Origin of the sequence: Methylophilus sp. Leaf408 (assembly GCF_916856905.1) — a bacterium.
Classification (GTDB): domain Bacteria; phylum Pseudomonadota; class Gammaproteobacteria; order Burkholderiales; family Methylophilaceae; genus Methylophilus.
The window spans coordinates 261,574-287,650 of record NZ_CAKASK010000001.1; the positions used below are offsets into that span (position 1 = coordinate 261,574).

Here is a 26,077-nt window from a genome sequence, read left to right on the forward strand (position 1 = left end):
GTTTTCCTTTGAAAAAATCATGACTATGCCGGCTTTATTAACTACCATCATTATTTACGCGCGTAATATCCATAAAACGGTCGCTTTTTACAGCCACCATTTCGGGTTTGAAACGACAGGTGCAATCACAGAAGGTCTGGTCGAGTTAAAGGCCAGTCAGGGCGGTATCAATATTCTGGTGCACCAGGCTGCCAAATCGGTCAAGCTTGGACAGGCCGGCGTAAAACTATCTTTTGATGTAGAGGAATCGCAGCATTTGTGCTCGCTGCACAAGCGCAAGGCCTGGCGTTTGGCACTATCCATCAAGCTAACGGCTACCAGTTTGCCAATACCAAAGATCCGGATAACAATTCAATCAGCATTTCTAGCCGCGCTTTCAGGAATAACTCAACTGTTTAATCCCGAAACGCCAGTATTTGTGACCATTTTTCCAGCTTTGTAGCATAAGGAATTCCGGCGTTTGCCGGGCTCGTGGATGGCAGAATGACAGTCGCGACCGGTCGTGACAGCTGTATATGTTTCTTGAATAAACTAGCGGCTGCATTACCATTGAAGGCCACCAGTTTTAAGGATGGATGTTCTTTCAGCAAGCCATTTATATCATTTGCAACCACAGTATTTTGTGTGATGGCGCTGTCCAGACTGCCGGGGCGATAAGCTGAGTGGCACACATCCCAGATTGCCAGTTTCGCTGCTTTTGCCTGTTCGCAACGTGTCGCATAATCTGCGTTGGCAGGAATTTGAAACAGCGCTTCCAGCACGCGCCAGAATGCATTTTGTCTATGCGCGTAGTATTGCTGTTGTGTGATGGAAGCGATGCCCGGTAACGAACCCAATATCAGAATATCCGGATGCTCACCGAGGATAGGTGGAAAACCAACTGAATGATGGCTGGCTGAGAGGTCAGACAAAGTCTGGGAAGAAATTCTGCTAGGTTGAAAACCGGGTTAGCATATTGATGAGATGCCAACCCTTAACTAATTATTCGTTACAAGGCTGGTCTTTACAGACACCGTAAATAGTCAGTGAGTGATCCTGCATGGTGAAACCATATTTTTGTGCAGCATCCTTCTGCCTTTTTTCGATTTCTTCGTCATAAAACTCTTCAACGCGGCCGCATTTGATACAGACAATATGATCATGGTGGCTGCCTTCGTTTAATTCGAATACCGCTTTGCCGCTTTCAAAATGATGGCGCACCAGCAAGCCGGCTTGTTCAAATTGGGTTAATACCCGGTAGACGGTTGCCAAACCCACATCTTCGCCGTTACCAATCATGACTTTATAAATATCTTCAGCGGACAAGTGACGCTGTTGACTACGCTCAAACAATTCCAGGATTTTCAAGCGTGGCAGAGTTGCTTTCAAGCCGGCATTTTTGAGATCTTTTGAGTCATGCATAGTGTTTTGTCCATTGTTGTGTAGTCCGGCATATTTGATTGCGAAACTACGTGGTATATTAATGTTTGTGTTCAATATACCGATTATAAAGTGAATCCAATGCGTAATTCTATCTTTTTTGTGTTGGTTGTAGCATCTCTTGGGAGTGGGTGTGGTGCAAAGCTTCCATCCATGAAGCCTTTCAAGATGGAAGTGCAACAGGGGAATGTTGTTACATCGAAAATGCTATTGCAGTTACGCCCGGGTATGACGCGCTCGCAAGTGCGCTACATCATGGGGACACCACTAGTTGTAGATAGTTTCCGTGATAACCGCTGGGATTATTTCTACGAGTTGCGCAAGCAAGGTGCAGTGGTGGAAAAGCGCAGGGTGATTCTCGACTTTGATAAAGATAGTTTAGTAACTGTACGTGGAGATGTCATTCCATCCGCAGAAAATCCGGAAATCAAAACGATTGCCGAAACACCTAAACAAAAAGTGGCTGAGGCGCAAGATCAAAGCTGGTCAGATAAACTCAAATTCTGGAAAAGCGATGAGGCGGCTGGTGCCGCTGCTACAGGAGCAGTTGCTGGCGCAGCAACTGCCGAGTCTGATAAAGATTCTGCAAATGAGCCACAGCCATCCAATGCAGATCAACCAAAATCCCAGCTGGCTACTACACCTGAAGTGCCTGCGACCGCAAAAGCTGCTGAAGTACCTAAAACGCCTGAAGTAGCCAAAGTACCAGAACCTCAAGCTGTCAATGCTGCTGACAATGAAGTTGTGCCATACATTCCTGAAGGTGAGTATTCCGCAGCACCTACCCCGCAAGATATGGCGAAAGGTAATCTGGATGCTTCTGCTAACCAGGTGACAGATGCTAGTGCGCATACTGTGACCGAAAAAGGGGTTGCACCTAAACCCTCTGAAGTAGTTGAGCCACCGCCGGTGTTTGAGCAAGACGCAGTGGCTGCGCCTGCCGTAGCTGAGCCTGAGCCAGTATTGCCTCCGCCTGTGAAAGCTTCTCCGCCTTCAGCAGCTGGCAAAAGTGTAGTGGCGCCAGTGACATCGGCTGCAATTGCTACCCCCGCGGTAGTTGCAGTGGCCAAGGATGCTCCTTCAAAATCTACAGAGACTAAAAAAGTTGAAACCAAGCCTGCTGCGACCAAGCCAGCAGTCACGCAAGCCCCTGCGACTAAAAAGAATGAGCCAACAATCGTCAAAACACAGCCAACCTCGCCCGACGATGACGAGGTGATCCCTTATATCCCTGAAGGAGAATATGTAGAGCAAGTCATCCCGACTGAAGGGGAGATGATAAAGGGCAATATGGCTGAAGCTAACGCACCGGCTATTGATGCGCAAGCGCACCAAGTGACAGAAAAAGGCGTTGCACCCAAAGTAACTGATGAATCAAACCCTACGTTTATCGCCGAGCAATTGCCGGAACCAGAGCCTGAGCCAGAATTGCCGCCACCACCGCCTAAGCCTGTTGCTAAGCAGAATATTCCACCGGCAGCCATAGCTGCTGCAGCTGAAGCGGCAACCGAGGCTAAGCCCCCCGTTGTTAAACAGGCCGCCTTACCGGTTGCCGAACCAACTGCACAGGCATCAGCCACTAGCGATGCTGGTGTCAATCAATCTGTGGCGGCCTGGGCGCAAGCTTGGAGAAGTAAAGATGTGAATGCCTATTTTGCAGCTTATGCGCCAGAGTTTGTGCCTGATGGTGTTGCAAGCAGGAAAGTCTGGGAGACGCAACGCAGACAACGCCTTTCGTCCAAACAAGGCGAAATCACTCTGGTATTGAATAACTTGCAGGTACAGCGTGATGGCGGTGAAGCCGTTGTTCAGTTTGAGCAGAAATATGCTGCTAAAACTTACAAGGACGAACTGTTGAAAACGCTGGAATTGCGTTATGAGCCGGCTCAAAAACGCTGGTTAATTACACGTGAGCGTACTGCAGCGATAGGGTCTTCTCCAGTACCTGAAGTGGTAGCCTTGCCTAACAAGGCAGAGGTGGCAGTCCCTGCCGCTACCGCTGCAAAAGTGGAAATTCCTGTTGCAACTGAGCCAACTGTTGAATCCGCGATTGAAACCTGGGCACAAGCCTGGCGCACCAAAAACATTAAAGCCTATCTGGCAGCCTATTCTCCAGATTTTAAACCTGAAGGATTGCCTAGCAAGATTGCATGGGAAGCACAGCGTAAAAAACGTCTCGCCCCAAGTCAAGGCAACATTAGCCTGGAAATTGATGCGGTGAACGTTGAGCGTAACGGTGATAGCGCAGTGGCCACCTTTAACCAGAAGTATTCAGCCAAGGCTTACCGTGATGTGATGTTTAAAAAGCTGGAGTTTAAACTGGACCCTGCAACACAGACATGGTTAATCGTACGTGAAACTGCTACTTCTGCCACTGAGTTGCCGGCAGCTAAGCAACAGGTGACAACGCTTGAAAACAGCCCGGAGCAGTCAGAGCCTGCCGCTGAACAAATCGGGTTTTAAACAAACCCCGTGTAATTTTAAGATTGTATTGAGCGAGTTATGTTAAAAGTAGTGATTGCAGGCGTGTCAGGTCGTATGGGACATGCCCTGCTGGATGGTGTGTTTTCCGATAGTGGTTTGCAATTACATGCGGCCTTGGATAGAGCCGGCAGTGCGATGATAGGCCGCGATGCTGGTGAGCAATTTGGTAAAGTCAGCGGTGTAAACATTACTTCAGATATTTCTGCGGCCTTGCATGGTGCGGACGTGCTGGTTGATTTCACCCGTCCTGAAGCCAGTCTGCAATATTTGCAAGCGTGCCAGCAAGCCAAAGTTAAGTTGGTGATTGGCACAACCGGTTTCAACGAGACTGAAAAAACAGCGATTGAACATGCGGCGCATCAGACAGGTATTGTGTTTGCCCCAAATATGAGTGTGGGCGTGACCTTGCTGATTAACCTGGTTGAGCAGGCGGCACGCGTATTGAATGATGGTTACGATATTGAAGTGGTTGAAATGCATCACCGTCACAAAGTAGATGCGCCATCCGGAACCGCGTTGCGTTTAGGTGAAGCAGCTGCCAAGGGGATCGATAAAGCATTGAAAGATTGTGCGGTCTACGCACGTGAAGGTGTGACTGGCGAACGTGAAGCCGGCACCATTGGCTTTGCTACCCTGCGTGGTGGCGATGTGGTGGGCGACCACACAGTTGTGCTGGCGGGTACGGGAGAGCGGGTAGAGTTAACCCATAAAGCTTCCAGCCGTGCTACCTTTGCGCAAGGCGCATTGCGTGCTGCCAAATTTCTGGCAGATAAGCCTAGCGGCTTATTTGATATGCGCGATGTACTAGGTTTTGCTAAATAGATTTTGCGGTGATGTCAGGCAGGTTTTAGCAAAACTAAGTAATTTACGTATCTAGCTGCTCTTGAGTGAGTGGTCGTAATAGGCTATAATGCTGCAATTCTGAAACGGGAAGAGTCCAAAAAGCTTTTCCCGTTTTGCACATCTATTCACCGGAGCTTGAATCACCTTCAACCCCAGGCTGAACCCTCTAAAGGATGTGTTTCGTATCAAACTTAAGGAGCTAAAGGTGTCAAAAACAATTCCAGCGATTTTAGTCTTAGCAGATGGAACTGTTTTTAAGGGCATTAGCATTGGCGCTTCAGGTCATACGACCGGTGAAGTAGTGTTTAACACTTCTATCACTGGTTATCAGGAAATTCTTACCGATCCTTCGTATACCGAACAAATTGTGACACTGACTTATCCGCACATTGGTAACTATGGTACCAATAGTGAAGATGTAGAGTCAGGCAAAGTCTATGCTGCAGGTCTGATCATCCGTGACTTGCCCTTATTGGAAAGCAATTTCCGCAGTGAACAAAATCTTTCAGATTATTTAAAAACTAACAATGTGGTCGCGATTGCCGATATTGACACCCGCAAACTGACGCGCATATTGCGTGAAAAAGGTGCGCAGGCAGGCTGTATTATGGCTGGCGAATCTGTTGATGAAGCGCAAGCTCTCTCATTAGCCACAGGGTTCCCTGGTTTAGCAGGCATGGACCTGGCCAAAGTGGTGAGCTGTAAAGAAACTTACGAATTCACCGAGCCTGAATGGCATTTGGGTAAAGGCTTCAGCAAGACTACTGAGCAGAAGTTTCATGTGGTGGCGTTTGACTACGGCGTTAAACGCAATATCTTGCGCATGCTGGTTTCTCGCGGCTGTAAAGTCACGGTACTGCCAGCTCAGGCGACTGCTGAACAAGCGCTGGCTTACAAACCTGACGGTATCTTCCTGACCAATGGTCCTGGCGATCCGGAACCATGTGATTATGCGGTTAAAGCGATTAAAACATTGGTTGATAGTGGTATTCCCACATTTGGTATCTGTTTGGGACACCAGTTGCTGGCTTTAGCCAGTGGTGCCAAAACATTGAAGATGAAATTTGGCCACCATGGTGCAAACCATCCGGTGCAAGACGTTGAAACCAAACGTGTATATATCACCAGCCAAAACCATGGCTTTGCGGCCGATCCATCTACTTTGCCTGCCAATATTAAAGTGACGCATATCTCATTGTTCGACGGCAGCCTGCAAGGTATAGCACGCACAGACAAGCCAGCGTTCAGCTTCCAGGGCCATCCTGAAGCCAGCCCTGGCCCGCAAGAAATGAGCGTGTTGTTTGACCGCTTCATACAGTTAATGCAAGACAGCAAATCAACGCTAGAAAGAAAGTCCAGCTAATGGCAAAGAGAACTGACATTAAAAGTATTCTGATCATCGGCGCCGGTCCGATTGTCATTGGCCAGGCCTGTGAGTTTGACTACTCTGGTGCGCAAGCCTGTAAGGCTCTGCGTGAAGAAGGTTACCGTGTGATCCTGGTGAACTCGAATCCGGCAACCATCATGACCGATCCGGAAATGGCAGATGCGACTTACATCGAGCCGATTACCTGGCAAATCGTCGAGAAAATCATTGAAAAAGAGCGTCCTGATGCGCTGTTGCCTACCATGGGCGGCCAAACCGCTTTGAATTGTGCATTAGACCTGGACAAGTACGGGGTACTGGAGAAATACAAAGTTGAATTGATCGGTGCTTCAAAAGAAGCGATCGATAAAGCTGAAGACCGTCAAAAATTTAGAGAAGCCATGACCAAAATTGGTTTGGGTTCGGCTCGCTCTGCGATTGCGCATAGCCTGGAAGAAGCACTGCAAGTGCAGGCGACAATTGGTTATCCAGCGATTATCCGTCCTTCCTTCACCATGGGCGGTAGTGGCGGCGGTATTGCGTACAATCGTGAAGAATTTATTGCCATCTGCGAACGTGGCCTGGATGCCTCACCCACTAACGAATTACTGATTGAAGAGTCGTTATTGGGTTGGAAAGAATATGAGATGGAAGTGGTACGCGACAAGGCGGACAACTGCATCATTATCTGTTCGATTGAAAACCTGGACCCGATGGGTGTGCATACCGGTGACAGCATTACAGTTGCGCCAGCGCAAACATTGAGCGACAAAGAATACCAGATCATGCGTAACGCCTCGTTGGCGGTACTGCGTGAAATCGGTGTTGATACCGGTGGTTCCAACGTACAGTTTGCGATTAATCCAGATGATGGCCGCATGATTGTGATTGAGATGAACCCGCGTGTCTCACGTTCATCTGCATTGGCTTCCAAAGCCACTGGTTTCCCGATCGCAAAAGTGGCTGCCAAGCTGGCAGTCGGCTTTACATTGGATGAGTTACGTAACGAAATTACCGGTGGCCAGACGCCTGCATCGTTTGAGCCTTCTATTGATTATGTTGTAACCAAAGTGCCGCGTTTCGCCTTTGAGAAATTTCCGCAAGCCGATAGCCGCCTCACCACTCAGATGAAATCTGTAGGTGAAGTGATGGCGATGGGCCGCAGTTTCCAGGAATCTTTCCAGAAGGCATTGCGTGGCCTGGAAGTGGGCGTCGATGGTTTGGACAGCTTGACTGATGACAAGGATCGTATCGTTAAGGAAATGGGTGAGCCAGGTCCTGAGCGTATCTGGTATGTGGCTGATGCATTCCGTTTAGGCATGACTACCAACGAGATTTTTGATATCACCAAAATAGACCGTTGGTTCCTGGTGCAAATTGAAGAAATTATCAAACTTGAGCAGTCGCTGATAGGCAAACATATTGCCGATCTGAGTAAAGAAACAGTATTCAGGTTGAAGCGCAAAGGTTTCTCTGACCGTCGTCTGGCCAAGTTGTTGGATACTGACCAGCACGCAGTGCGCGCTTTCCGGCAGGCTTTGGGTGTGCGTCCGGTTTACAAGCGTGTGGATACTTGTGCGGCTGAATTTGCGACCAATACCGCTTATATGTATTCAACCTATGAGGAAGAATGCGAGTCCAACCCGACTGACAAGAAAAAAATCATGGTATTGGGCGGTGGCCCGAACCGTATTGGCCAGGGTATTGAGTTTGATTATTGCTGCGTACATGCGGCTTTTGCGATGCGTGAAGATGGTTACGAAACCATTATGGTTAACTGTAACCCGGAAACCGTGTCTACCGATTACGATACTTCCGACCGCCTGTATTTTGAACCGGTGACGCTGGAAGACGTGCTTGAAATCGTCAATATCGAGAAGCCGGTAGGCGTGATCGTGCAATACGGTGGCCAAACCCCATTGAAATTGGCGCGTGACCTGGAAAAAGCCGGTGTGCCTATCATTGGTACTACGCCAGATGCGATTGACCGTGCCGAAGACCGTGAGCGCTTCCAGCAAATGTTGCACAAGCTAAACCTCAAACAACCACCAAACCGTACTGCGCGTGCGCCTGAAGAAGCGATACGCCTGGCGATGGAAATCGGTTACCCATTAGTGGTACGTCCATCGTATGTGTTGGGCGGCCGCGCGATGGAAATCGTGCATGAGCAAAGTCAGCTTGAGCGTTATATGCGCGAAGCGGTGAAAGTGTCTAACGAATCACCGGTATTGCTGGATCGTTTCCTCAATGACGCGATTGAAGTAGATGTGGATGCGCTAAGCGATGGCGAAGATGTATTGATCGGTGGCATTATGCAGCACGTGGAGCAAGCGGGCGTGCACTCCGGTGACTCAGCCTGTTCATTGCCACCTTACAGTTTGAGTGACGAATTGCAGGATGAATTACGTAGCCAAACCGTACAGATGGCTAAAGCATTAGGCGTGAAAGGCCTGATGAACGTGCAGTTTGCCGTGCAGAACACTGAGCAGGGTGAAGTGGTGTTTGTGCTGGAAGTGAACCCGCGTGCTTCACGTACAGTACCGTTTGTCTCAAAGGCTTGTGGTTTGCAACTGGCAAAAATCGCCGCGCGCTGTATGGCGGGCCAATCACTGAAGTCACAAGGGGTGACCAAAGAGGTGATTCCGCCTTACTACTCAGTGAAAGAGGCGGTATTCCCATTCATCAAATTCCCAGGTGTAGATACCATCCTCGGGCCTGAGATGAAATCGACTGGTGAAGTGATGGGTGTAGGCAACACGTTTGCCGAAGCATTCGTCAAATCACAATTAGGTGCTTCAGTGAAAATGCCTACCGGTGGCCGTGCTTTCATCAGTGTGCGTAATGAAGATCACCGTAAGGTCATTGATATCGCCAAAGATCTTGTTAGCCTGGGCTTTACCATCGTGGCGACCAAAGGTACTGCGCGGGCTTTGTCCGAGCAGGGTCTGGATGTGACGCCGGTGAACAAGGTAGCCGAAGGTCGTCCGCATATTGTTGACATGATCAAGAACAATGAAATCAGCCTGATTGTGAATGTGACCGAAGACAAAAAAGCAATCACCGATTCATATGAGATCCGTCGTAGTGCCTTGCAAAACAAGGTTACCTACTACACCACATTGGCTGGCGCCCGCGCTGCCTGTATCGGTATGGCACAAAGCAAGGACATGGATGTGTATTCGGTGCAAGACTTGCACAAACGTCTGGCATAACTTACACTGAGGTCATTGCATTAAGAAATATTGCACTGACTGTTATTGAAATAAGCCACGCTCGACCGGGTGTGGTTTATTTTTTTTATACTAATTTTTTTCAAGGTTTTCGTTATGGCAGTAAATCAATTTCCTGTGACCGTGCTTGGTGCAGAATTATTAAAAGAAGAATTACAACGTCTTCGCGCGGTTGATCGCCCGAATATTATTCAGGCAATTGCTGAGGCGCGTGCGCAGGGTGATTTGTCAGAAAATGCAGAATACGAAGCGGCTAAAGAACGCCAAAGCTTTATTGAGGGTCGCATTTCCGAATTGGAAGCCAAACTTTCCAACCTGCAGATTATTGACCCGGCGACATTAAATGCAGAAGGCCGCGTGGTATTCGGGGCGACCGTACGTTTTGAAGACCTGGACTCAGGCGACAGCAAAATCTACCAAATTGTGGGTGAAGATGAAGCGGATATCAAAAACGGCAAAATCTCAGTGAGTTCACCGATTGCACGTGGCCTGATCGGTAAATCCGAAGGCGAAGTGGCGGAAGTGCAATCCCCAGGTGGGATTAAAGAGTACGAAATTATAGAAGTACTTTATAAATAGTGTTTATTTAAAATACTCATCCAACTTAGTAAGTTTCTTTCAACACAAGGGAAGCGCAAATGGCATCTAAAGCTGGATTTACCGGATGGTTAACTCCGGTGCTGCTCACATTATGGGTAGGTGCGTTGTGGATGACGGGTATCACTGCCAGTGTGCTGTTCCAGAATATTGTTGATCGGCAACTGGCCGGGCTGGTTGCAGGCAAGCTGTTTACCATTGTCAGTTATATCGGTATTGTCAGCGGTTTGTGGTTGCTGGTGCAACGTCTGGCAGCAGATGGCTTTTCAGCTTTCAAGCAAAGCCTGTTCTGGATAGTGCTGATTATGTGGGTGCTGGTATTGGTAGGTGAGTTCGGTATTCAACCATTGTTAGCACAACTGAAAGCCAGCGCCTTGCCTAAAGATGTCATGCAGAGTGTATTTGCCAGTCGCTTTAAAACCTGGCATGGCATTGCAAGTGTTGCTTACCTGGCAGAGTGTGTGCTCGGTTTGTGGCTGGTCATTAAATCCAGATAACAAAAAACGCGCAATAAATGCGCGTTTTTTAATCAGACAATCAGCTTGTTATAATTTTGGGATAACAATTTTCGCTGACGCTTTAACGGTGTCGCTAGCACGATAAAACACCAATTGTTTACCGATATGATGCACCACAACTGCATTCACCTTGCTGGCGATTTCATCCAGCATAGATTTACGTAACGCGCGGTCATCACTTGAAACCTGCACCTTAATTAATTCATGCGCATTCAGGTTGAGGTCAATCTCTTTTAATACAGACTCAGTCAGACCGTTGTTGCCAATCATGACCACTGGATTAAGCGTATGGGCCAGCCCACGTAAATGCGCGATTTGTTTACTATTTAATTGCATAAAAGCATTCCTTCAAGACAACCTCTATTTTAGCACGAAGCCAATACTCACCCTATGAAACCTTCTAAAACCAGCAAGGCATGGATGCAAGAGCATCTGAATGACGAATATGTCAAACGCGCACAAAAAGAAGGCTACAGGGCGCGTGCAGCTTATAAACTGCTGGAAATCGATGACAAAGATAAATTAATCAAACCGGGTATGACCATCGTGGACCTCGGTTCAACCCCGGGCAGCTGGTCCCAGGTCGCCGTGCAACGCCTGAAAGGGCAGGGGCGGGTGATTGCACTCGATATCCTGGAAATGCATCCTATTCCTGGCGTGGAGTTTATTTGCGGTGATTTCCGTGAGGAAACCGTACTCAAACAACTGGAAGCAAGTCTGAATAATAAGTTGGTCGATCTAGTGATTGCAGATATGGCCCCGAATATGAGCGGCCTTAAAGATGTCGATCAGGCAGGCGCAACTTACCTGACTGAACTGGCATTGGAATTTTGTAAAGATTGGTTGAAACCGGGCGGACATATTCTGGTCAAAGTGTTCATCGGCAGCGGATTTGATGAATTAATCAAACAAATGCGCAGCCAGTTTGAAAAAGTCGTCACCCGCAAACCCAAAGCTTCACGAGATCGCAGTAGTGAAGTCTATTTGCTGGGATTACATCGAAAACCTTGAAATGCAATGGTTTTCGGTGTTTAGTTTCGTCGCAAAACCAAAAAATTGTGTATACAATACAATTAAGGCTTGAATTTTTTGGCTTTGCCTCCATAGTCACTTGTAGGGATATTCCCGGCCTTCTGTTTTTAGTTAAGGAACCATCTTGAACAATCTATTGAAGAATATCGCGATTTGGGTAGCTATCGCCTTGTTGTTGATGACGGTATTTAATCAATTCAACGGCACCAGCAAGAATAGCGGTCAGGTGGTTTACTCACAATTTATGCAAGAGGTGAGGGACGGACGTGTAGCCAAAGTCCAGATTGATGGCCGCAACTTGCATGTGACTACCAATGAAGGTAAAAATTATGACACCTTCACGCCTTCCGACCCATGGTTGGTCTCAGATTTATTAAAAAATAACGTCATTGTTGACGCTAAACCAGAAGAACGCGAATCTATGCTCATGAGCATTTTCGTATCCTGGTTCCCGATGATTTTGCTGATTGGCGTCTGGATTTTCTTTATGCGCCAAATGCAGGGCGGTGGTAAGGGCGGTGGTCCATTCTCCTTTGGTAAGAGCAAAGCGCGTCAATTGGACGAGTCCAATAACAGCACTACCTTTGCAGATGTGGCTGGATGCGACGAAGCCAAAGAAGAAGTCTCGGAACTGGTTGAGTTTCTTAAAGATCCTAGCAAGTTCCAGAAACTGGGTGGCCGTATTCCCCGTGGTGTATTAATGGTCGGCCCTCCAGGAACTGGTAAAACCTTATTGGCACGTGCGATTGCCGGTGAAGCTAAAGTACCATTTTTCAGCATTTCAGGGTCCGACTTCGTTGAAATGTTTGTCGGTGTAGGCGCTGCACGTGTACGCGACATGTTTGAAAATGCCAAGAAAAATGCGCCTTGTATCATCTTTATTGATGAAATTGATGCAGTTGGTCGTCATCGTGGCGCCGGTACCGGCGGTGGTAACGATGAACGTGAACAGACACTGAACCAAATGCTGGTTGAGATGGATGGTTTTGAAGCTAACTCCGGTGTGATTGTGATCGCTGCGACTAACCGTGCAGATGTACTGGATAAAGCATTGTTACGTCCTGGTCGTTTTGATCGCCAGGTAATGGTTGGCTTGCCAGACATTAAAGGCCGTGAGCAGATTCTGAACGTACATATGCGCAAAGTGCCGATTGATCCGGATGTTAAGGCTGATATTCTGGCTCGTGGTACGCCTGGCTTCAGTGGTGCAGATCTGGCTAACCTGGTGAATGAAGCAGCATTATTCGCAGCTCGCCGTAACAAGCGCACTGTAGACATGCAAGACTTTGAAGATGCCAAAGATAAAATCTTCATGGGTCCTGAGCGTAAATCTATGGTCATGCGTGAAGAAGAGCGTTTGAACACGGCTTACCATGAGTCTGGTCATGCTGTTGTTGCCAAGTTGTTGCCTACTGCTGATCCTGTGCATAAAGTCACCATCATGCCGCGTGGCTGGGCTTTGGGTTTAACCTGGCAACTGCCAGAGCATGATCGTATCAGCAACTACAAAGACAAAATGTTGCATGATATTTCGATTCTGTTCGGCGGCCGTATTGCTGAAGAAATTTTCATGCATCAGATGTCAACCGGTGCTTCAAACGACTTTGAACGTGCAACCAAACTGGCGCGTGATATGGTGACAAAATACGGTATGTCTGATAGCTTGGGGACTATGGTCTATGCAGGTAGCGAGCAGGATTCATGGATGGGCAGCATGTCTTCCCGCACCGTGTCTGAAGCTACCCAGCAAAAAGTGGATGCTGAAATCCGCCGTATTCTGGATGAGCAATATGCACTTGCCCGCAAACTGCTTGAAGACAACCGCGATAAAGTGGAAGCCATGACCAAAGCATTAATGGAAATGGAAACCATCGATGCAGACCAGATAAACGACATCATGGCTGGGTTGCCAGTGCGTCCAGCCAAGCCAAAAAATGGCCCAACTGTGACGACAAGTGGTGGTAGTGGAACTGGTGGTGCTGTGGTAAATACGTCGCCACAACCTACTGCAAAAACTGAGGAAACTGATTTAAAACATCAATAGACTCGGGGCTTAAGTTAGAATGTAAAGGCTGGCTTTGCCAGCCTTTATTTTTTTATAGAATTGTTTATATGCACTTTCGTTGCGGCGCATTTACATTAGATCTTAACACCCCCCAGGTGATGGGTATCATCAATGTCACACCGGACTCTTTCTCGGATGGTGGGCAATATTCGCAGACAAATTCCGCTGTAACGCATGCCCTTAAGTTGATTGAAGACGGCGCTGCCGTGCTGGACATAGGCGGTGAATCTACCCGCCCCAATGCCACACCGGTGCCATTGGAAGAAGAATTGCAGCGTGTGATTCCGGTCATTGAGGCATTAGTCTCAGAAAATATTCCGGTGCCGATTTCAATCGATACCTATAAACCTGCCGTGATGAAGGCTGCAATTGATGCCGGTGCTAGTATTGTTAATGATGTGCGTGCTTTATTAGAACCCGATGCATTGCAGATTGTTGCAGGCAGCAACGCTGGCGTGTGCCTGATGCATATGCAGGGCACCCCCCAGACCATGCAGGAAAATCCACATTATGAAAATGTGGTTGCTGAAGTCAAAGCGTTTTTACGCCTCCGACGCGATGTCTGCCTGGTAGCTGGCATTCCACAGGATCGCATTTTGCTCGACCCTGGATTTGGCTTTGGTAAAACGCGCGCGCATAATATTACCTTGGCTAAATCCCTGGCCGATTTGCTGGATCTGGATTGCCCGCTTTTAGTTGGGTTATCGCGCAAATCGGTATTAGGGCAGGTGACCGGCAATGATGTCGATGCTCGCTTGTATGCAAGCATCGCTGCGGCAGTTGCCAGCGCGATGCAGGGCGCACATCTGCTGCGCGTGCATGATGTCAAGGCCACTGTAGAGGCCTTAAAAGTTGTCACAGCGCTAAAATAAATCAAAAACAAACTTAGCATAAACCGAGAGTAAAACAGGGAAATTATTAAGTATGAGCAAACAGTATTTTGGCACCGATGGCATTCGTGGGCGTGTAGGTGAGTCAGTCATCAATCCCGAATTCGTCATGAAGCTTGGTTATGCGGCAGGGCGCGTATTGGCTAGCCAGGAGCAGCTACCTAATGGGCAACGGCCAACCGTGTTGATAGGTAAGGACACGCGTATTTCAGGTTATATGCTGGAAGCGGCGCTGGAAGCGGGATTATCTGCGGCAGGCGTTGATGTGCTGTTGACCGGACCTATGCCCACGCCGGCAGTGGCTTATCTGACCCGCGCTTTGCGTGCGCAGGCGGGTATCGTGATCTCTGCTTCACACAACCCTTATTACGACAACGGGATCAAGTTTTTCTCAGCCCAGGGCACAAAACTGGCAGATGATGTTGAATACGCGATTGAAGCTGAAATAGCCAAACCGATGCAGGTGATGGAATCAGCCAATCTGGGGAAAGCAAAACGTGTCGATGATGCGGCCGGGCGCTATGTTGAGTTCTGTAAAAGCACTTTCCCTAGCCACCTCGATTTGCGAGGCCTGAAAATTGTACTCGATTGCGCACACGGCGCTACCTACCATGTGGCACCTGATGTGTTTCATGAACTGGGCGCTGAAGTCATTGCCATAGGCAACCAGCCGGATGGCCTCAATATTAACGAGCAAGTAGGCTCTACTCATCCTCAGGCCTTGCAAAAAGCCGTGGTTGAACAGCAGGCTGATCTTGGCATCGCTTTTGATGGCGACGGTGACCGCGTCATGATGGTCGATGGTGCCGGCAATTTGCTGGATGGTGACCAGTTGCTCTATATCATTGCCATGGGACTATATGCCAAAGGCAAACTCAAAGGTGGCGTGGCGGGCACACTGATGACCAACCTGGCATTGGAACATGCACTGCAAAAACACCAGATCCCGTTTGGACGCGCTAAAGTCGGTGACCGCTATGTGCTCGAACTACTGCAAAGCAAAAACTGGAAATTGGGCGGGGAAAATTCCGGCCATATCCTGACCCTGGATAAACACAGCAGTGGGGACGCCATCATTGCATCTTTACAGGTATTACATTCACTACGTGAAAGTGGCAAAACCCTACTTGAGCTGGGCGCCGGTCTTGCCCTGTACCCGCAAGTATTAATCAATGTGACGACCAGTCAGAAGCTCGATCTGGAGCAAGCTGCGGTCCAGCAAGCCGTTAAGCAGGCAGAAAATGCACTTAATGGTGAAGGCCGAGTCCTACTACGGGCTTCCGGCACTGAGCCGAAAATTCGCGTCATGGTCGAGGGCTTAAACCATGCCCTAGTACAAGCGCAGGCTGAAACACTCGCTTCGGTTATCCGCCAACTGGCTGCTTAATTTCAGAGGTTTGATTTTAAAAGTTTGATTTCAGAGGAAAACATGCATGGATACTTTTAGTCACGCGCTCTGGGGCTACGGCCTGTTTGGTATTCGCAAATATCCTAAATTTGCGGCACTGATGGGTGCCATGCCAGACCTGATTTCATTTGGCGCCCTCATGCTCACTCGTGTGATTGATGGCACTTATCGATGGGGAAAGCCAGCGCTGGCAACATTACCTGCCTGGATATATCCGGCTTATACCATAGGCCATAGTTTCGTGATTGCTTTTACTGTGATTGGCCTGGTGGCCATCTGGCGCAAGGATATTGCGTTCGCGATGCTGGGCTGGCCGTTTCATATCACGCTGGATTTTCCGTTCCATAGCCTGGAGTATTTCCCCACTCCCATGTTCTGGCCGATTTCAGATTACAAGATTGACGGTATTCCCTGGTCAAACTGGTATATCTGGTTCCCAAATGTGGCTGGCATTATCTTATTGCTGGCTTACCGTCAGCGTCAGAAGAAAAAACGCCTGACCGGACTTTAAGTTGTCCGTCAGGGCATTTTCATCTAAGAATTAGTTTTTAATTCGATCTGTTGCTGGTTAAAGGCAGTTTTAAGACGTTTGAAGTATTCGCGCTTGACGGCTACTTTCTCCTGCGGCAACACCTCAAAGCGGCAACGAATGACGACTGCTGAATCGGTCAGCTTATCCAGATCGGTGATCTCTGCCGGCGCAATGATTTTGTTTTTAAATACAGGGTCCTGATACAAATTATCTGCGACTTCCTGCATGATCTGAAATGCCTCAGGAATGTTTGCATCGTAATCCAGGGTTACTTCAACCACCGCATAAGAAAAGTCGCGTGAACGGTTCGTCACTGTCAGAATCTGCCCATTTGGCACATAATGCACATTACCGTCGTCGTCTCGCATTTTAATGTAGCGCAGCGTAATGGCTTCCACCTGACCGGATTTGCCCGCTACCTCAATCACATCATCTTTACGGATCTGGTTTTCCAGCAACAGGAAGAAACCGGTGAAATAATCCTTCACCAGGCTTTGTGCACCGAAACCAATCGCCAGTCCAACCACGCCCGCTGCCGCTAATACCGGTGCAATCGAAATACCCAATTCATGCAGCACTTCAACGATAGTGATGGCAATGATGACTGTGGTGATAATGTAGCGAAGCACCATGGTCACTGTATTGATACGCTTCACTTCTTCCACATGATTCACCGCTTTATTGCTCAGGTTTTCACGCAAGGCATCTAACGCCCGTCTGCTAACGCGATTGAGAAAATAGGCAATCACAATAATGAGTGTGATACGCAGCAGGGTTTTGGTCAGTATCAGGGCTTCTGCCGGATTGGCGATTCCAAAATAAGTAAACCATTCAGTCATTGAGTTTCTTTCTGTATTAAGCAGCCAGCCAGTAAGCTGTCAGTTTAGGCAGGACAATGGCGTCATCTTCAATCTGCACGGTTTGGCCGCTGCATAAATCTATCAATCTTCCTTCAGCTTTGTGTAATCCTTTTTGTTTGAACAAGTGCAACGCAGCGCGTTGGGGATGCACATCAAAGTTGGCAATCACCACTACGCTAGGATTCATGCCGGTTTGTACGTAACGATGGAAGGCAAATAAATGCGGGTTAATCATATCGATCAGGTCGCGATTATTTAAGTCGGCAAATGCAGAAATCTCTTTACGGATAGCGATCATCTGCTTGATCTGGCTGAACAGGCGTTGTTGCACCGTACCCGGTTCGTTCCTGAGCGCCATCATGTCCCAATCCAGTGTTGGGCGATGCACCCAGCGGTTATCATGCATTTTGGAAGAATCTTGCAGGTAGCCATCATTGTTCAGGGTACCTACAGAGTCGCCATAATAAATCAGCGGAATACCTCCGAATGACATGATCAGGTTGTGTAGCAGGACAATCGTGAGGATGGCATTATCGACTGCCGGCTGGTCGTTATTCGCCAGCGCGGTTTCAAGCCCGGCCAGGGACGCCAGAGCGCCTGAAATACGCGCATCACCGGTTTTACGGTTCACGCCAAACGCAAAGCCTCGCGCATTGGAATCAGGGTATTGACCGGTGTAGTAATCGACCAGAAAACGACGGTGTGAAACCGGGTCAAAACCGGAAGCGATAATTGCCTGGTCGCTAAAGCCGAGACCGATATCGTCATGGCAACGTACATAATTCAACCAGGTCGCCCGGTCCAGTTTCTCCGGCAGATCTTTGACACCGTTGGTCAGTAATACCGTATTTTTGGTCGCAACTGCATCCCATAACAGGGCCATAAAGGTAGCGTTATAGGCGATTTCACATTCCTTGGCATTGACCGCATCCTCACCAAAGTATTTGATGATTTCAAGCGGAGCCACAATCGCCTCTGCAATAAAGATCACACCAGGTGCAGTGACCTGGCAACAGTCTTTGAGCAATTGCAGGATTAAGTGCGCTTCACGTTCATTCTGGCTGGTGCTGCCTATTTTTTTCCACAGGAAAGCGACCGCATCCAGCCGCAGGATATCGACGCCTTTATTAGCCCAGAACAGGATGATGTCTACCATTTCAATCAGTACTGCCGGATTGGTGTAGTTCAGGTCCCATTGGTAATTATTGAATACCGTCATTACCCATTTGCCGGTTTCCTCGTTATAGGTAAAACTACCAGGCGCATGCTCGGGAAACACTTCCGGCATGGATGCTTCAAACATATCCGGAATCGTGCGGTCAGGATACATATAGTAATAATCCTGGTAATGCTGATCGCCACTCTTCGCTTTCAAGGCCCAGGCATGTTCATCAGAAGTATGGTTAACCACAACATCGAGGGTCAGCAAGGTATCGCATTGCTGCATGGCAGTGATTAATTGCTCCAAGTCCTCCATAGTGCCGTAGCGAGGATCTACTTTGCGGAAATCACGCACTGCATAACCACCATCATTGGCCTGTTCAGGGCAATCGCAAATTGGCAGGATATGGACCAGGTTTACACCTAACTCCTGAAAATAGGCCAGCTTGTCTTTCATATTCGCCAGGTCACCGGCAAAACCTTCGCAATACAAGGCCATACCAACCAGCTTCTGCTGCATGAACCAGTCGTGATTTTTTTCACGCTCCAGGTCTTTTGCTTTTAAATGTGGTGCACGGTTGGCATATTGCTCAGAAAGTACCGAGACCAGGTTTGCAAGCTGAGGTTTGAAATCCTCCCGCTGACCGTATAAATGTTGAAATAAAGAATAGATGGCGTAAAAGTTAGCGCCCAGGCGGGTATAAAAATGTTGCCCATCGCTGGCAGCCGGTTGTTTATGTTGCGTCAGGATGTCATTCAACAAAGAATGCGAAATTTGTTCGTACATGATGAGTGCTCCCTAAGTCACTTTTTCAACGTTATCGGGCGTTTTCTTGGTCGTGCTTTTCCGCTTTATAGGGTGTTCCTCTTTCATCTTTCCATTCGTCTGTATACCAAACTTGTAATGTTGCATGCCTTCCAGAATGCCGTGCGCATAGCTTGCCTCTGCAAAATAAATCCGGTTAACGCCCTTGAGGTGATTGAGCTCTTCACTATGATTGCCAACGACCACCGCCATGGTATCGCCCATTAACATTTCAATGTCATTGCCGGAGTCACCCGAAACCAGGAAGTTAGCCAGTGGTATGCCCCATTTATAGGATAGATAGCGGATGGCATGACCTTTTGAGGCACGCATCGGCAATAAATCCAGAAATTCACCATGCGAATAAATGACTTGCGCGTGCAAATGCTCTTTGCGTAAATGCGCATGAATTTCATCTAACGATGGCATTTTTTTGTCATCGACAATGTAAGAGATTTTGAATTCACGCTGATTTTCAGCGGATTGTAATTTAATGCCAGGTATCTTCTTCATCGCTTCCAGTAAATAGTCGCGACGCCATAAGTGACGAATATGATTTGCCCAGCCTACATCGGGAATACTACGTAAACCGTAATGGATTTCCGAGCCAACAGAAGTAATCAATACATCAGGAATCGGGATGCGGTTTTTGCGTAGAATTTCAATGGCGCTTTCCAGTGGCCTGCCGGTCGCGATACCGAATATGTTATAGCCGGAGTTAGCCCGTAGCCAGGCTACCAGCGCTTCATGCCCTTCACGGTTGCCCAATAAAGTGTTATCTATATCGGTAATAAAAGCATACTGTGCTAATGGAATTTGGGATTTGCCGTTATGGGCAGCAATCTGTTTCCTGCGCAGATTTTTGCGCTGTTTGCGTAATAGATTTCGTACTTCTTTAATGTATTTATCGACATGTCCGGCCCAGGTATAGTGGCGTTTTACATTAAGCACGCCACTTTTGGACCATTTACTCCAGCGAGGTTTATCAGTCAGCGCAGAAAGTAAAGTTTCGCCTATCGTATTGCTATCGAGGGTATTTACCAGCAGACCGTGATGGCAGTTGCCTAAAATATCACGTGGACCGCCATCATCCGGTGCAATCACGGGCAGGCCACAAGCCGCTGCTTCAAGCAGCGTTAAACCAAATGGCTCGGTAAACGCCGCATTAATAAAAACGCCACGACTTTTTGCTGCCATGCGATAGATTTCCGGGACATCTTCCTGCGCATGGTTTTTTGGAATCGCTACTTTTCCCCATAAATCATAAGTATCTATATCCAATAACAAGTCAGTCAGCACGGCCGCTTGCGATTTATCCAGATCACGAATGTTTTCCCTGCTACCTGCAATCAGCACCAGATTGGCACGCCGTTGCAACGCCGGGTTATTGCCGTAAGCTGCGATTAAACCCTTAATATTTTTGCGCACCTCTGGTCGGCAAATACATAGGATCATCGGTTTTTTGGGGTTATCCAAAAAACGGTTAATACTGTGTTCAACATGAGGAGCAATCGGACGTCTGCCCGGTGGCAAAAATTTAGAGGTATCAGTGCCGGGCGGGATGACACGGAAACGTTTGGGGTCCGGACGGGTATACATGCCATATTGCAACTCTACTTCCTGCCGGGTGCTCGTCACAATCAGCGAGGCATGTTGTACCAGGGCTTCTTCCTCAGTAATACGTTTTTCAAAGTTGAATTGCTTTTCGATTTTTTCCGCTTTGCGGCCACTGGAAAGCAAACGCTCCTGTTTGGGTTTGCCAAGCGAATGGCCGGTATGAATTTGCGGAATCCCCAATAACATCGAGAGCTGGCGACCCACATAGCCGGCATCGGCATAATGTGAATGAATCACATCAGGCAAGCGGCCTTGCTGACGTAAATAATGCAGGCAACGATCTATCATCTGGTCCAGATGCGGCCACAGCGCTTCTTTACGCATATACCGTTTTGGCCCGCAAGGTACGCGGATAATACGTGCTTTATCGCTGATTTTCTCCTCAGGTTGCGCATAGTCGTCGCTCACGTCAGGGTCTTCAATCAAGCGAGTCAATAAATCCACCTTGCCCACTTGTGGGTGTTCAGCCAACGCCTTGGCGAGGTCTAGCACATAAGTACACTGGCCACCGGTATCCGCGTCTACACCAAGCTCCAGCTCCTCGCCACGGATCAAGCCATGGACGCTGATAAGTAGTACATATAAAGGATCATTTTTTTGTTGAGGTTGTGCACGCATACATTCCTTACTGCTAACTCTATAAAACCTGGACGACAATCAGCTCGCGGAATGGCTGATTGTCTAAATGCTTATTACTGGCTAGTGGTTTGGAGGAGGGATGCAATGCCAACACATTTGCTTGTTTGAATGCAGCAGCATCCGATTTCAAAGCTATCAAGTAGAAAGCCCGTGTCACTAACCAGCAAAATTAATAGTTCATTTAAACTGACATTAGCGTACCGCAGAAGTTTAGGTTTGGTCTGTAGGAATCGTCTGAAATTAAAAAGCCCCGCGAGTGATTCGCAGGGCTTCGGTTAAGGCATTGAAGGAAATTAGTTTGTAAGCATAGTTGATTAATATTCGTGGCCGGTGGCAAAAAATACACCACCCGCAACATGATGGATAGTACGCAAGTCATCATGCCCATTAAAATGCCAGTGACCATCGCTAAACACGCGTTCATCCGCATGCGCAGCAATCACTTCAGCAATAAATAAATCGTAAGTGTTCTGGTTATGCGGCTCGGAGATGATTTTGCACTCCAGCCAGGCCACACAATCTTTCACCAAAGGTGCATTGATTCCCTGTGCGGCGAATGTGTCGATGTTGTATTCCTTGAATTTGTCGAAGTCCGGAAAGTCGCGTCCGCTGATACTACCTACTTTTTTCACCATCTCGATTTGTGTTACGCAAGGCAGGTTAATCGCGAATGTGCCTCCCGCTTCAATTAAATCGCGGGTGTAGGTTTTGCTATCAATCACTACGGTGACTTTTGGCGGGTTAAAGTCCAAAGCGCATACCCATGCGGCCGCCATGATATTTTGTTTTCCCGCATGGGCCGAAGTAATCAGGGTTGTTGGGCCATGATTTAGTAACCTGAACGCTTTAGTAAGCTCGACTGGAAGCATGATAGATATTGGCTTATTTCTGCCAAGTGTCCTTCAAAGTCACCGTTCTATTAAACACAGGTTTGCCTGGCACGCTGTCTTTGCGGTCAGCCACAAAGTAGCCATGGCGTTCAAACTGGTAAATATCACCAGCATTGGCTTCTTGAGCGCTTTGCTCTAATTGAGCGGTGATTGATCTGACTGAGTCCGGATTAATGTCATCCAGAAAGTCTTTGTCGCCGCTACCTGGATGCGCGTCTTTGAACAGACGGTCGTAAAGACGAATTTCAGCCGCATAAGCATGTGCTGCACTGACCCAGTGAATATTGCCTTTAACTTTGACGCTGTCTGAACCTGGCGTACCCGATTTGGTATCTGGCAGGTATTCGCAATGGACAACGGTGACATTGCCAGCGGCGTCTTTCTCACATCCTATGCATTTCACTACGTAGCCGTAACGCAAGCGCACCATGTTACCGGGGAACAGGCGGAAGTAGCCTTTGGCAGGTTCTTCCATAAAGTCTTCACGTTCGATCCAGAGTTCTTTAGAGAGTTTGACTACGCGTTTGCCCAGGTCCGGTTTTTGCGGATGGTTGGGTGCGTAACAGTCTTCCTCTTGACCTTCTGGGTAGTTATCGATGATCAGTTTAATCGGGTCAAGCACTGCGATTTTACGTGGTGCGGATTCGTTGAGAACTTCGCGCATGCAGTCTTCAAGAATGCTGTAATCAATCCACGAATCTGCTTTGGAAACACCGATACGGTCAGTAAACAGTTTAAAACCTTCTGGAGTGTAACCACGGCGGCGCGCACCGGCCAGGGTTGGCAGGCGCGGGTCATCCCAGCCGCTGACGTGTTTTTCTTCTACCAGTTGTATCAGTTTGCGCTTGGAAAGCACGACATAGGTCAGGTTGAGTCGTGCAAACTCATATTGGTAAGGCACCGGGTTTGCCAGCAATCCAGCTTCCACCAGGCGTGCCATCAGCCAGTCGTAGAACGGGCGTTGGTCCTCAAATTCCAGCGTACATATGGAATGGGTGATTTGCTCCAGCGCATCCTCAATCGGGTGGGCAAAGGTATACATCGGGTAGATGCACCATTGGTCACCGGTATTGTGATGATGTGCGCGGCGAATACGGTAAATGGCCGGGTCGCGCATATTGATGTTAGGCGACGCCATGTCAATTTTGGCGCGTAACAACATGCTGCCATCGGCGTGTTTGCCATCACGCATCTCGCGGAAAATACGCAGATTGTCCTCGACACTGCGATTGCGGAAAGGCGAGTCTTTACCCGGCTCAGTCAATGTGCCGCGGTTGATACGCACTTCCTCGGCAGTTTGTTCATCTACATAAGCGTGACCATGTGTGATAAGCGCTTCAGCGGCCTGGTACATGACATCAAAATAATCTGAAGCAAAATACAGATTGGTTTCGGGACCATTTGGGGTGCTGTTGTTCCAGCTAAAACCCAGCCATTGCACCATGTCTGAAATGCTGTCTACGTACTCCTGGCTTTCTTTTTCCGGGTTGGTATCGTCAAAACGCAAATGGCAGACGCCGTTGTAATCACGTGCCAGGCCGAAATTGAGGAAAATGGATTTGGCGTGACCGATATGCAAGTAGCCATTCGGCTCGGGCGGAAAGCGGGTACGGATCTTGGCGAAGTCTACCTGGCCGGTGGACTGGTGTGCAGCGTCACCTGGCGAGCCAGCCCAATGTTTATTGGCATATTTCTGTTCAGCCAGGTCTTTTTCAATAATGGCGCGAATAAAGTTGGAGGCGGCTGGGGTGGGTTCTTTTTCTGTAGACATGGCAAATCTTGAGGTTTCTAAAGTGTGGTTATTTTACACGGTTCGTCGTGCGACCCAAAACGGTTAATACATATGGCCGCGGCCTTCAAGCTAAGGGCTTGGCGGGGCGATTATGCTAAACTGCGGGCTAATATAAACGCACCTGAAGATTCGCTAAACAATCATTCCATGAACAAACTGGCATTTCCGATTTTGGCGGTGTTGGCCGACGGCAAGTTTCACTCCGGTGAGGCCCTGGCACGGCAGTTTGGGGTCACGCGTGCCACTGTTTATAACGCCATCCAGGCTGCACAGACCCTGGGAATTACCGTATTTTCAGTGCGTGGCCGCGGCTATCGTTTGCCTAAGCCGGTCACGGTACTGGATGCGGATGCTATTCTGCAAGCCTGTGGCGAGTATGCACCCTGGTTCCACTTGCAGGTGCTGGCGCAGGTTGATTCGACCAATCGTTATCTGATGCAAGAGAGTGCGCGTGGCGTTGCCCATGGCACTTGCGCCGTGGCGCAAATTCAAACAGCCGGTCGCGGCCGTCGCGGTCGTACATGGTTATCCCAGTTAGGGGGTAGCCTGACCTTTTCATTGTTGTGGCGTTTTCAATGTGGCGCGGCCGGGCTTTCTGGCTTAAGCCTGATTATTGGCTTGGCACTCTTGCGAGCCTTGCATGAAATCGGCTTGACCGAGGTGCAACTGAAATGGCCCAATGATCTGGTGGTGATGTATCAGGGGCAATGGCATAAGTTAGGTGGCATCCTGATTGAGCTGCAAGGCGACATGGAAGGCCCGAGCGCGGCGGTGATTGGCATAGGACTGAATCTGGAAATTGAGCAGGCCATGCGCCAGCAGATTGAGCAGCCGGTGCTGGGCCTGAATCAATTATCCAGACAATCCTTAAATGCGAATGAATTGCTAGGCCGTTGCCTCGCAGCACTGGTGTTACATTTGAACCAGTTTGCCGAGCATGGTTTTATCTATTTCCAGGAATCGTGGATGGCGCATCACGCTTTCCATCAGCAGGCGGTGAATCTATTAATGGCGAATGGTCAAGTGGTGGCGGGACAAGTGATCGGTGTGGCGGAAGAGGGTAGTCTGCTGGTGGAAACTGCGCATGGGCGCCAACGTTTCAATGCTGGCGAGATTAGTGTAAGGAGTGCCGCATGAAGCTATTGATTGATGCGGGTAACACGCGTACCAAATGGGCATGGTTTCCCGACATGCCATGGGCGCTGGATATGCACTTGCAGATGTTCGCGCTTGAAAATCAGCAATGGCTGAATGACAGCAAATGTGCGGATAGCCAGGCGTTGCATGCGGCCATTGTGCAAGCGGATGAGGTTTGGGTAAGCAATGTGGCTGGTGCTGAATGGCAGCAGTCACTGGATGCGGTGAAAGAAAAAGTCACGCTGATCAAAGCGTCACCGGGCGCATTGGGTTTAAATAACAGTTACGGTATGCCGGCGCAATTAGGCAGCGACCGCTGGTGCAGTTTGCTGGCTGTTTGGCGATTGCATAAACAGGATGCACTGGTGGTCACTGCAGGCACGGCGATGACGATGGATGCCCTCATTATCCAACCTGATGCTGAAGAACGCACCGCCACTTTTGCAGGGGGTAGCATACAGCCGGGATTAAATCTGATGTGGCAAAGTTTACAGCAAGGCACTGCGCAGCTGGATTATGAATATCCGCACAATACCGCGCTAGCGAATGGCTTCGCCCGCAATAGCCAGCAGGCAATGTGGGCCGGTTGCGTGCAGGCATTGATTGCGCCGATGACCAGCCAGTTTATAGAGTTGCAATCCATGACCGACGGGCGTCAGCCCGCATTGGTATTAAGTGGTGGCGATGCGGTCATCTTGCAGAGATATTTACCAGATGCATTGTCATTGAATGCCATTATTGTGGATAATCTCGTATTAAAGGGGCTGGCCTGTTTGGCTGAAAGTACATAAC

At 48.6% G+C, this 26,077-nt stretch carries 22 protein-coding genes; 14 read left to right on the plus strand and 8 right to left on the minus strand.

Going from position 1 to position 26,077, the window contains the following annotated elements; genetic code table 11:
• Positions 1-19: 19 nt before the first annotated feature.
• Entirely contained in the window at positions 20-442 is a 423-nt protein-coding gene (locus LPA26_RS01130; RefSeq protein ID WP_229007012.1) for a VOC family protein, read from the plus strand.
• Here LPA26_RS01130 and LPA26_RS01135 read toward each other — a convergent pair.
• Positions 396-911: a DNA-deoxyinosine glycosylase gene (locus LPA26_RS01135; protein WP_229007013.1), complete on the minus strand. Its 516-nt coding sequence runs from the start codon at positions 909-911 to the stop codon at positions 396-398. The genes LPA26_RS01130 and LPA26_RS01135 overlap by 47 nt on opposite strands.
• Positions 912-981: 70 nt before the next feature.
• A complete protein-coding gene (gene fur / locus LPA26_RS01140; RefSeq protein ID WP_055829593.1) occupies positions 982-1,401 on the minus strand; it encodes a ferric iron uptake transcriptional regulator in 420 nt (139 codons plus the stop codon).
• Between the two features lie 171 nt (positions 1,402-1,572).
• Between fur and bamE the strand changes: the two genes are divergently transcribed.
• The 6 genes from bamE to LPA26_RS01170 all read left to right on the plus strand — a co-directional run bounded on the left by bamE (position 1,573) and on the right by LPA26_RS01170 (position 10,436).
• On the plus strand, positions 1,573-3,882 hold the full coding sequence (bamE, locus tag LPA26_RS01145; RefSeq protein WP_229007014.1) for an outer membrane protein assembly factor BamE: 2,310 nt from the start codon (positions 1,573-1,575) through the stop codon (positions 3,880-3,882).
• 39 nt (positions 3,883-3,921) lie between these two features.
• Positions 3,922-4,725, plus strand: coding sequence for a 4-hydroxy-tetrahydrodipicolinate reductase (gene dapB, locus LPA26_RS01150; RefSeq protein WP_229007015.1), 804 nt, complete (start codon positions 3,922-3,924; stop codon positions 4,723-4,725).
• A gap of 226 nt (positions 4,726-4,951) precedes the next feature.
• Positions 4,952-6,109 carry a glutamine-hydrolyzing carbamoyl-phosphate synthase small subunit gene (gene carA, locus LPA26_RS01155; protein WP_055829583.1) on the plus strand — a complete coding sequence of 386 codons (1,158 nt, stop codon included), beginning with the start codon at positions 4,952-4,954 and terminating at the stop codon, positions 6,107-6,109.
• Positions 6,109-9,324: a carbamoyl-phosphate synthase large subunit gene (gene carB, locus LPA26_RS01160; protein ID WP_229007016.1), complete on the plus strand. Its 3,216-nt coding sequence runs from the start codon at positions 6,109-6,111 to the stop codon at positions 9,322-9,324. The genes carA and carB overlap by 1 nt, the downstream gene beginning before the upstream one ends.
• Positions 9,325-9,438: 114 nt before the next feature.
• On the plus strand, positions 9,439-9,921 hold the full coding sequence (greA, locus tag LPA26_RS01165) for a transcription elongation factor GreA (RefSeq protein WP_055829578.1): 483 nt from the start codon (positions 9,439-9,441) through the stop codon (positions 9,919-9,921).
• Positions 9,922-9,980: 59 nt separating this feature from the next.
• Positions 9,981-10,436 carry a DUF4149 domain-containing protein gene (locus LPA26_RS01170; protein ID WP_055829575.1) on the plus strand — a complete coding sequence of 152 codons (456 nt, stop codon included), beginning with the start codon at positions 9,981-9,983 and terminating at the stop codon, positions 10,434-10,436.
• Positions 10,437-10,484: 48 nt separating this feature from the next.
• Here the strand turns inward: LPA26_RS01170 and yhbY are convergent, their stop codons facing one another.
• Positions 10,485-10,793 carry a ribosome assembly RNA-binding protein YhbY gene (gene yhbY, locus LPA26_RS01175; protein WP_229007017.1) on the minus strand — a complete coding sequence of 103 codons (309 nt, stop codon included), beginning with the start codon at positions 10,791-10,793 and terminating at the stop codon, positions 10,485-10,487.
• A gap of 54 nt (positions 10,794-10,847) precedes the next feature.
• On the opposite strand from yhbY, the gene rlmE reads away from it, so the two are divergent.
• The 5 genes from rlmE to LPA26_RS01200 all read left to right on the plus strand — a co-directional run bounded on the left by rlmE (position 10,848) and on the right by LPA26_RS01200 (position 16,363).
• Entirely contained in the window at positions 10,848-11,468 is a 621-nt protein-coding gene (rlmE, locus tag LPA26_RS01180) for a 23S rRNA (uridine(2552)-2'-O)-methyltransferase RlmE (protein ID WP_055829569.1), read from the plus strand.
• Positions 11,469-11,613: 145 nt separating this feature from the next.
• Positions 11,614-13,533 (plus strand): ATP-dependent zinc metalloprotease FtsH, encoded by a 1,920-nt coding sequence (gene ftsH / locus LPA26_RS01185; protein WP_055871005.1) that lies wholly within the window; start codon positions 11,614-11,616, stop codon positions 13,531-13,533.
• Positions 13,534-13,601: 68 nt separating this feature from the next.
• Entirely contained in the window at positions 13,602-14,426 is an 825-nt protein-coding gene (folP, locus tag LPA26_RS01190) for a dihydropteroate synthase (protein ID WP_229007018.1), read from the plus strand.
• 52 nt (positions 14,427-14,478) lie between these two features.
• Positions 14,479-15,831 (plus strand): phosphoglucosamine mutase, encoded by a 1,353-nt coding sequence (gene glmM / locus LPA26_RS01195; protein WP_229007019.1) that lies wholly within the window; start codon positions 14,479-14,481, stop codon positions 15,829-15,831.
• Between the two features lie 46 nt (positions 15,832-15,877).
• The gene (locus LPA26_RS01200; RefSeq protein ID WP_055829558.1) at positions 15,878-16,363 is read left to right on the plus strand and encodes a hypothetical protein; all 486 of its coding nucleotides are present in this window, start codon (positions 15,878-15,880) and stop codon (positions 16,361-16,363) included.
• Between the two features lie 23 nt (positions 16,364-16,386).
• On the opposite strand, the gene LPA26_RS01205 is transcribed toward LPA26_RS01200, so the two are convergent.
• The 5 genes from LPA26_RS01205 to LPA26_RS01225 all read right to left on the minus strand — a co-directional run bounded on the left by LPA26_RS01205 (position 16,387) and on the right by LPA26_RS01225 (position 24,127).
• Positions 16,387-17,223, minus strand: coding sequence for a mechanosensitive ion channel family protein (locus tag LPA26_RS01205; RefSeq protein ID WP_229007020.1), 837 nt, complete (start codon positions 17,221-17,223; stop codon positions 16,387-16,389).
• A gap of 16 nt (positions 17,224-17,239) precedes the next feature.
• A complete protein-coding gene (locus LPA26_RS01210; RefSeq protein WP_229007021.1) occupies positions 17,240-19,192 on the minus strand; it encodes an alpha-amylase family protein in 1,953 nt (650 codons plus the stop codon).
• A gap of 12 nt (positions 19,193-19,204) precedes the next feature.
• Positions 19,205-21,445, minus strand: coding sequence for an HAD-IIB family hydrolase (locus LPA26_RS01215; RefSeq protein WP_229007022.1), 2,241 nt, complete (start codon positions 21,443-21,445; stop codon positions 19,205-19,207).
• 335 nt (positions 21,446-21,780) lie between these two features.
• On the minus strand, positions 21,781-22,335 hold the full coding sequence (locus tag LPA26_RS01220) for a flavin reductase family protein (RefSeq protein WP_229007023.1): 555 nt from the start codon (positions 22,333-22,335) through the stop codon (positions 21,781-21,783).
• 13 nt (positions 22,336-22,348) lie between these two features.
• On the minus strand, positions 22,349-24,127 hold the full coding sequence (locus tag LPA26_RS01225; RefSeq protein ID WP_229007024.1) for a glutamine--tRNA ligase/YqeY domain fusion protein: 1,779 nt from the start codon (positions 24,125-24,127) through the stop codon (positions 22,349-22,351).
• 168 nt (positions 24,128-24,295) lie between these two features.
• Here LPA26_RS01225 and LPA26_RS01230 point away from each other — a divergent pair, with 168 nt between their 5' ends.
• Positions 24,296-25,285: a biotin--[acetyl-CoA-carboxylase] ligase gene (locus tag LPA26_RS01230; RefSeq protein WP_229007025.1), complete on the plus strand. Its 990-nt coding sequence runs from the start codon at positions 24,296-24,298 to the stop codon at positions 25,283-25,285.
• Positions 25,282-26,076, plus strand: coding sequence for a type III pantothenate kinase (locus LPA26_RS01235; RefSeq protein ID WP_229007026.1), 795 nt, complete (start codon positions 25,282-25,284; stop codon positions 26,074-26,076). Before LPA26_RS01230 ends, LPA26_RS01235 begins: the two co-directional genes overlap by 4 nt.
• Position 26,077: the final 1 nt, after the last annotated feature.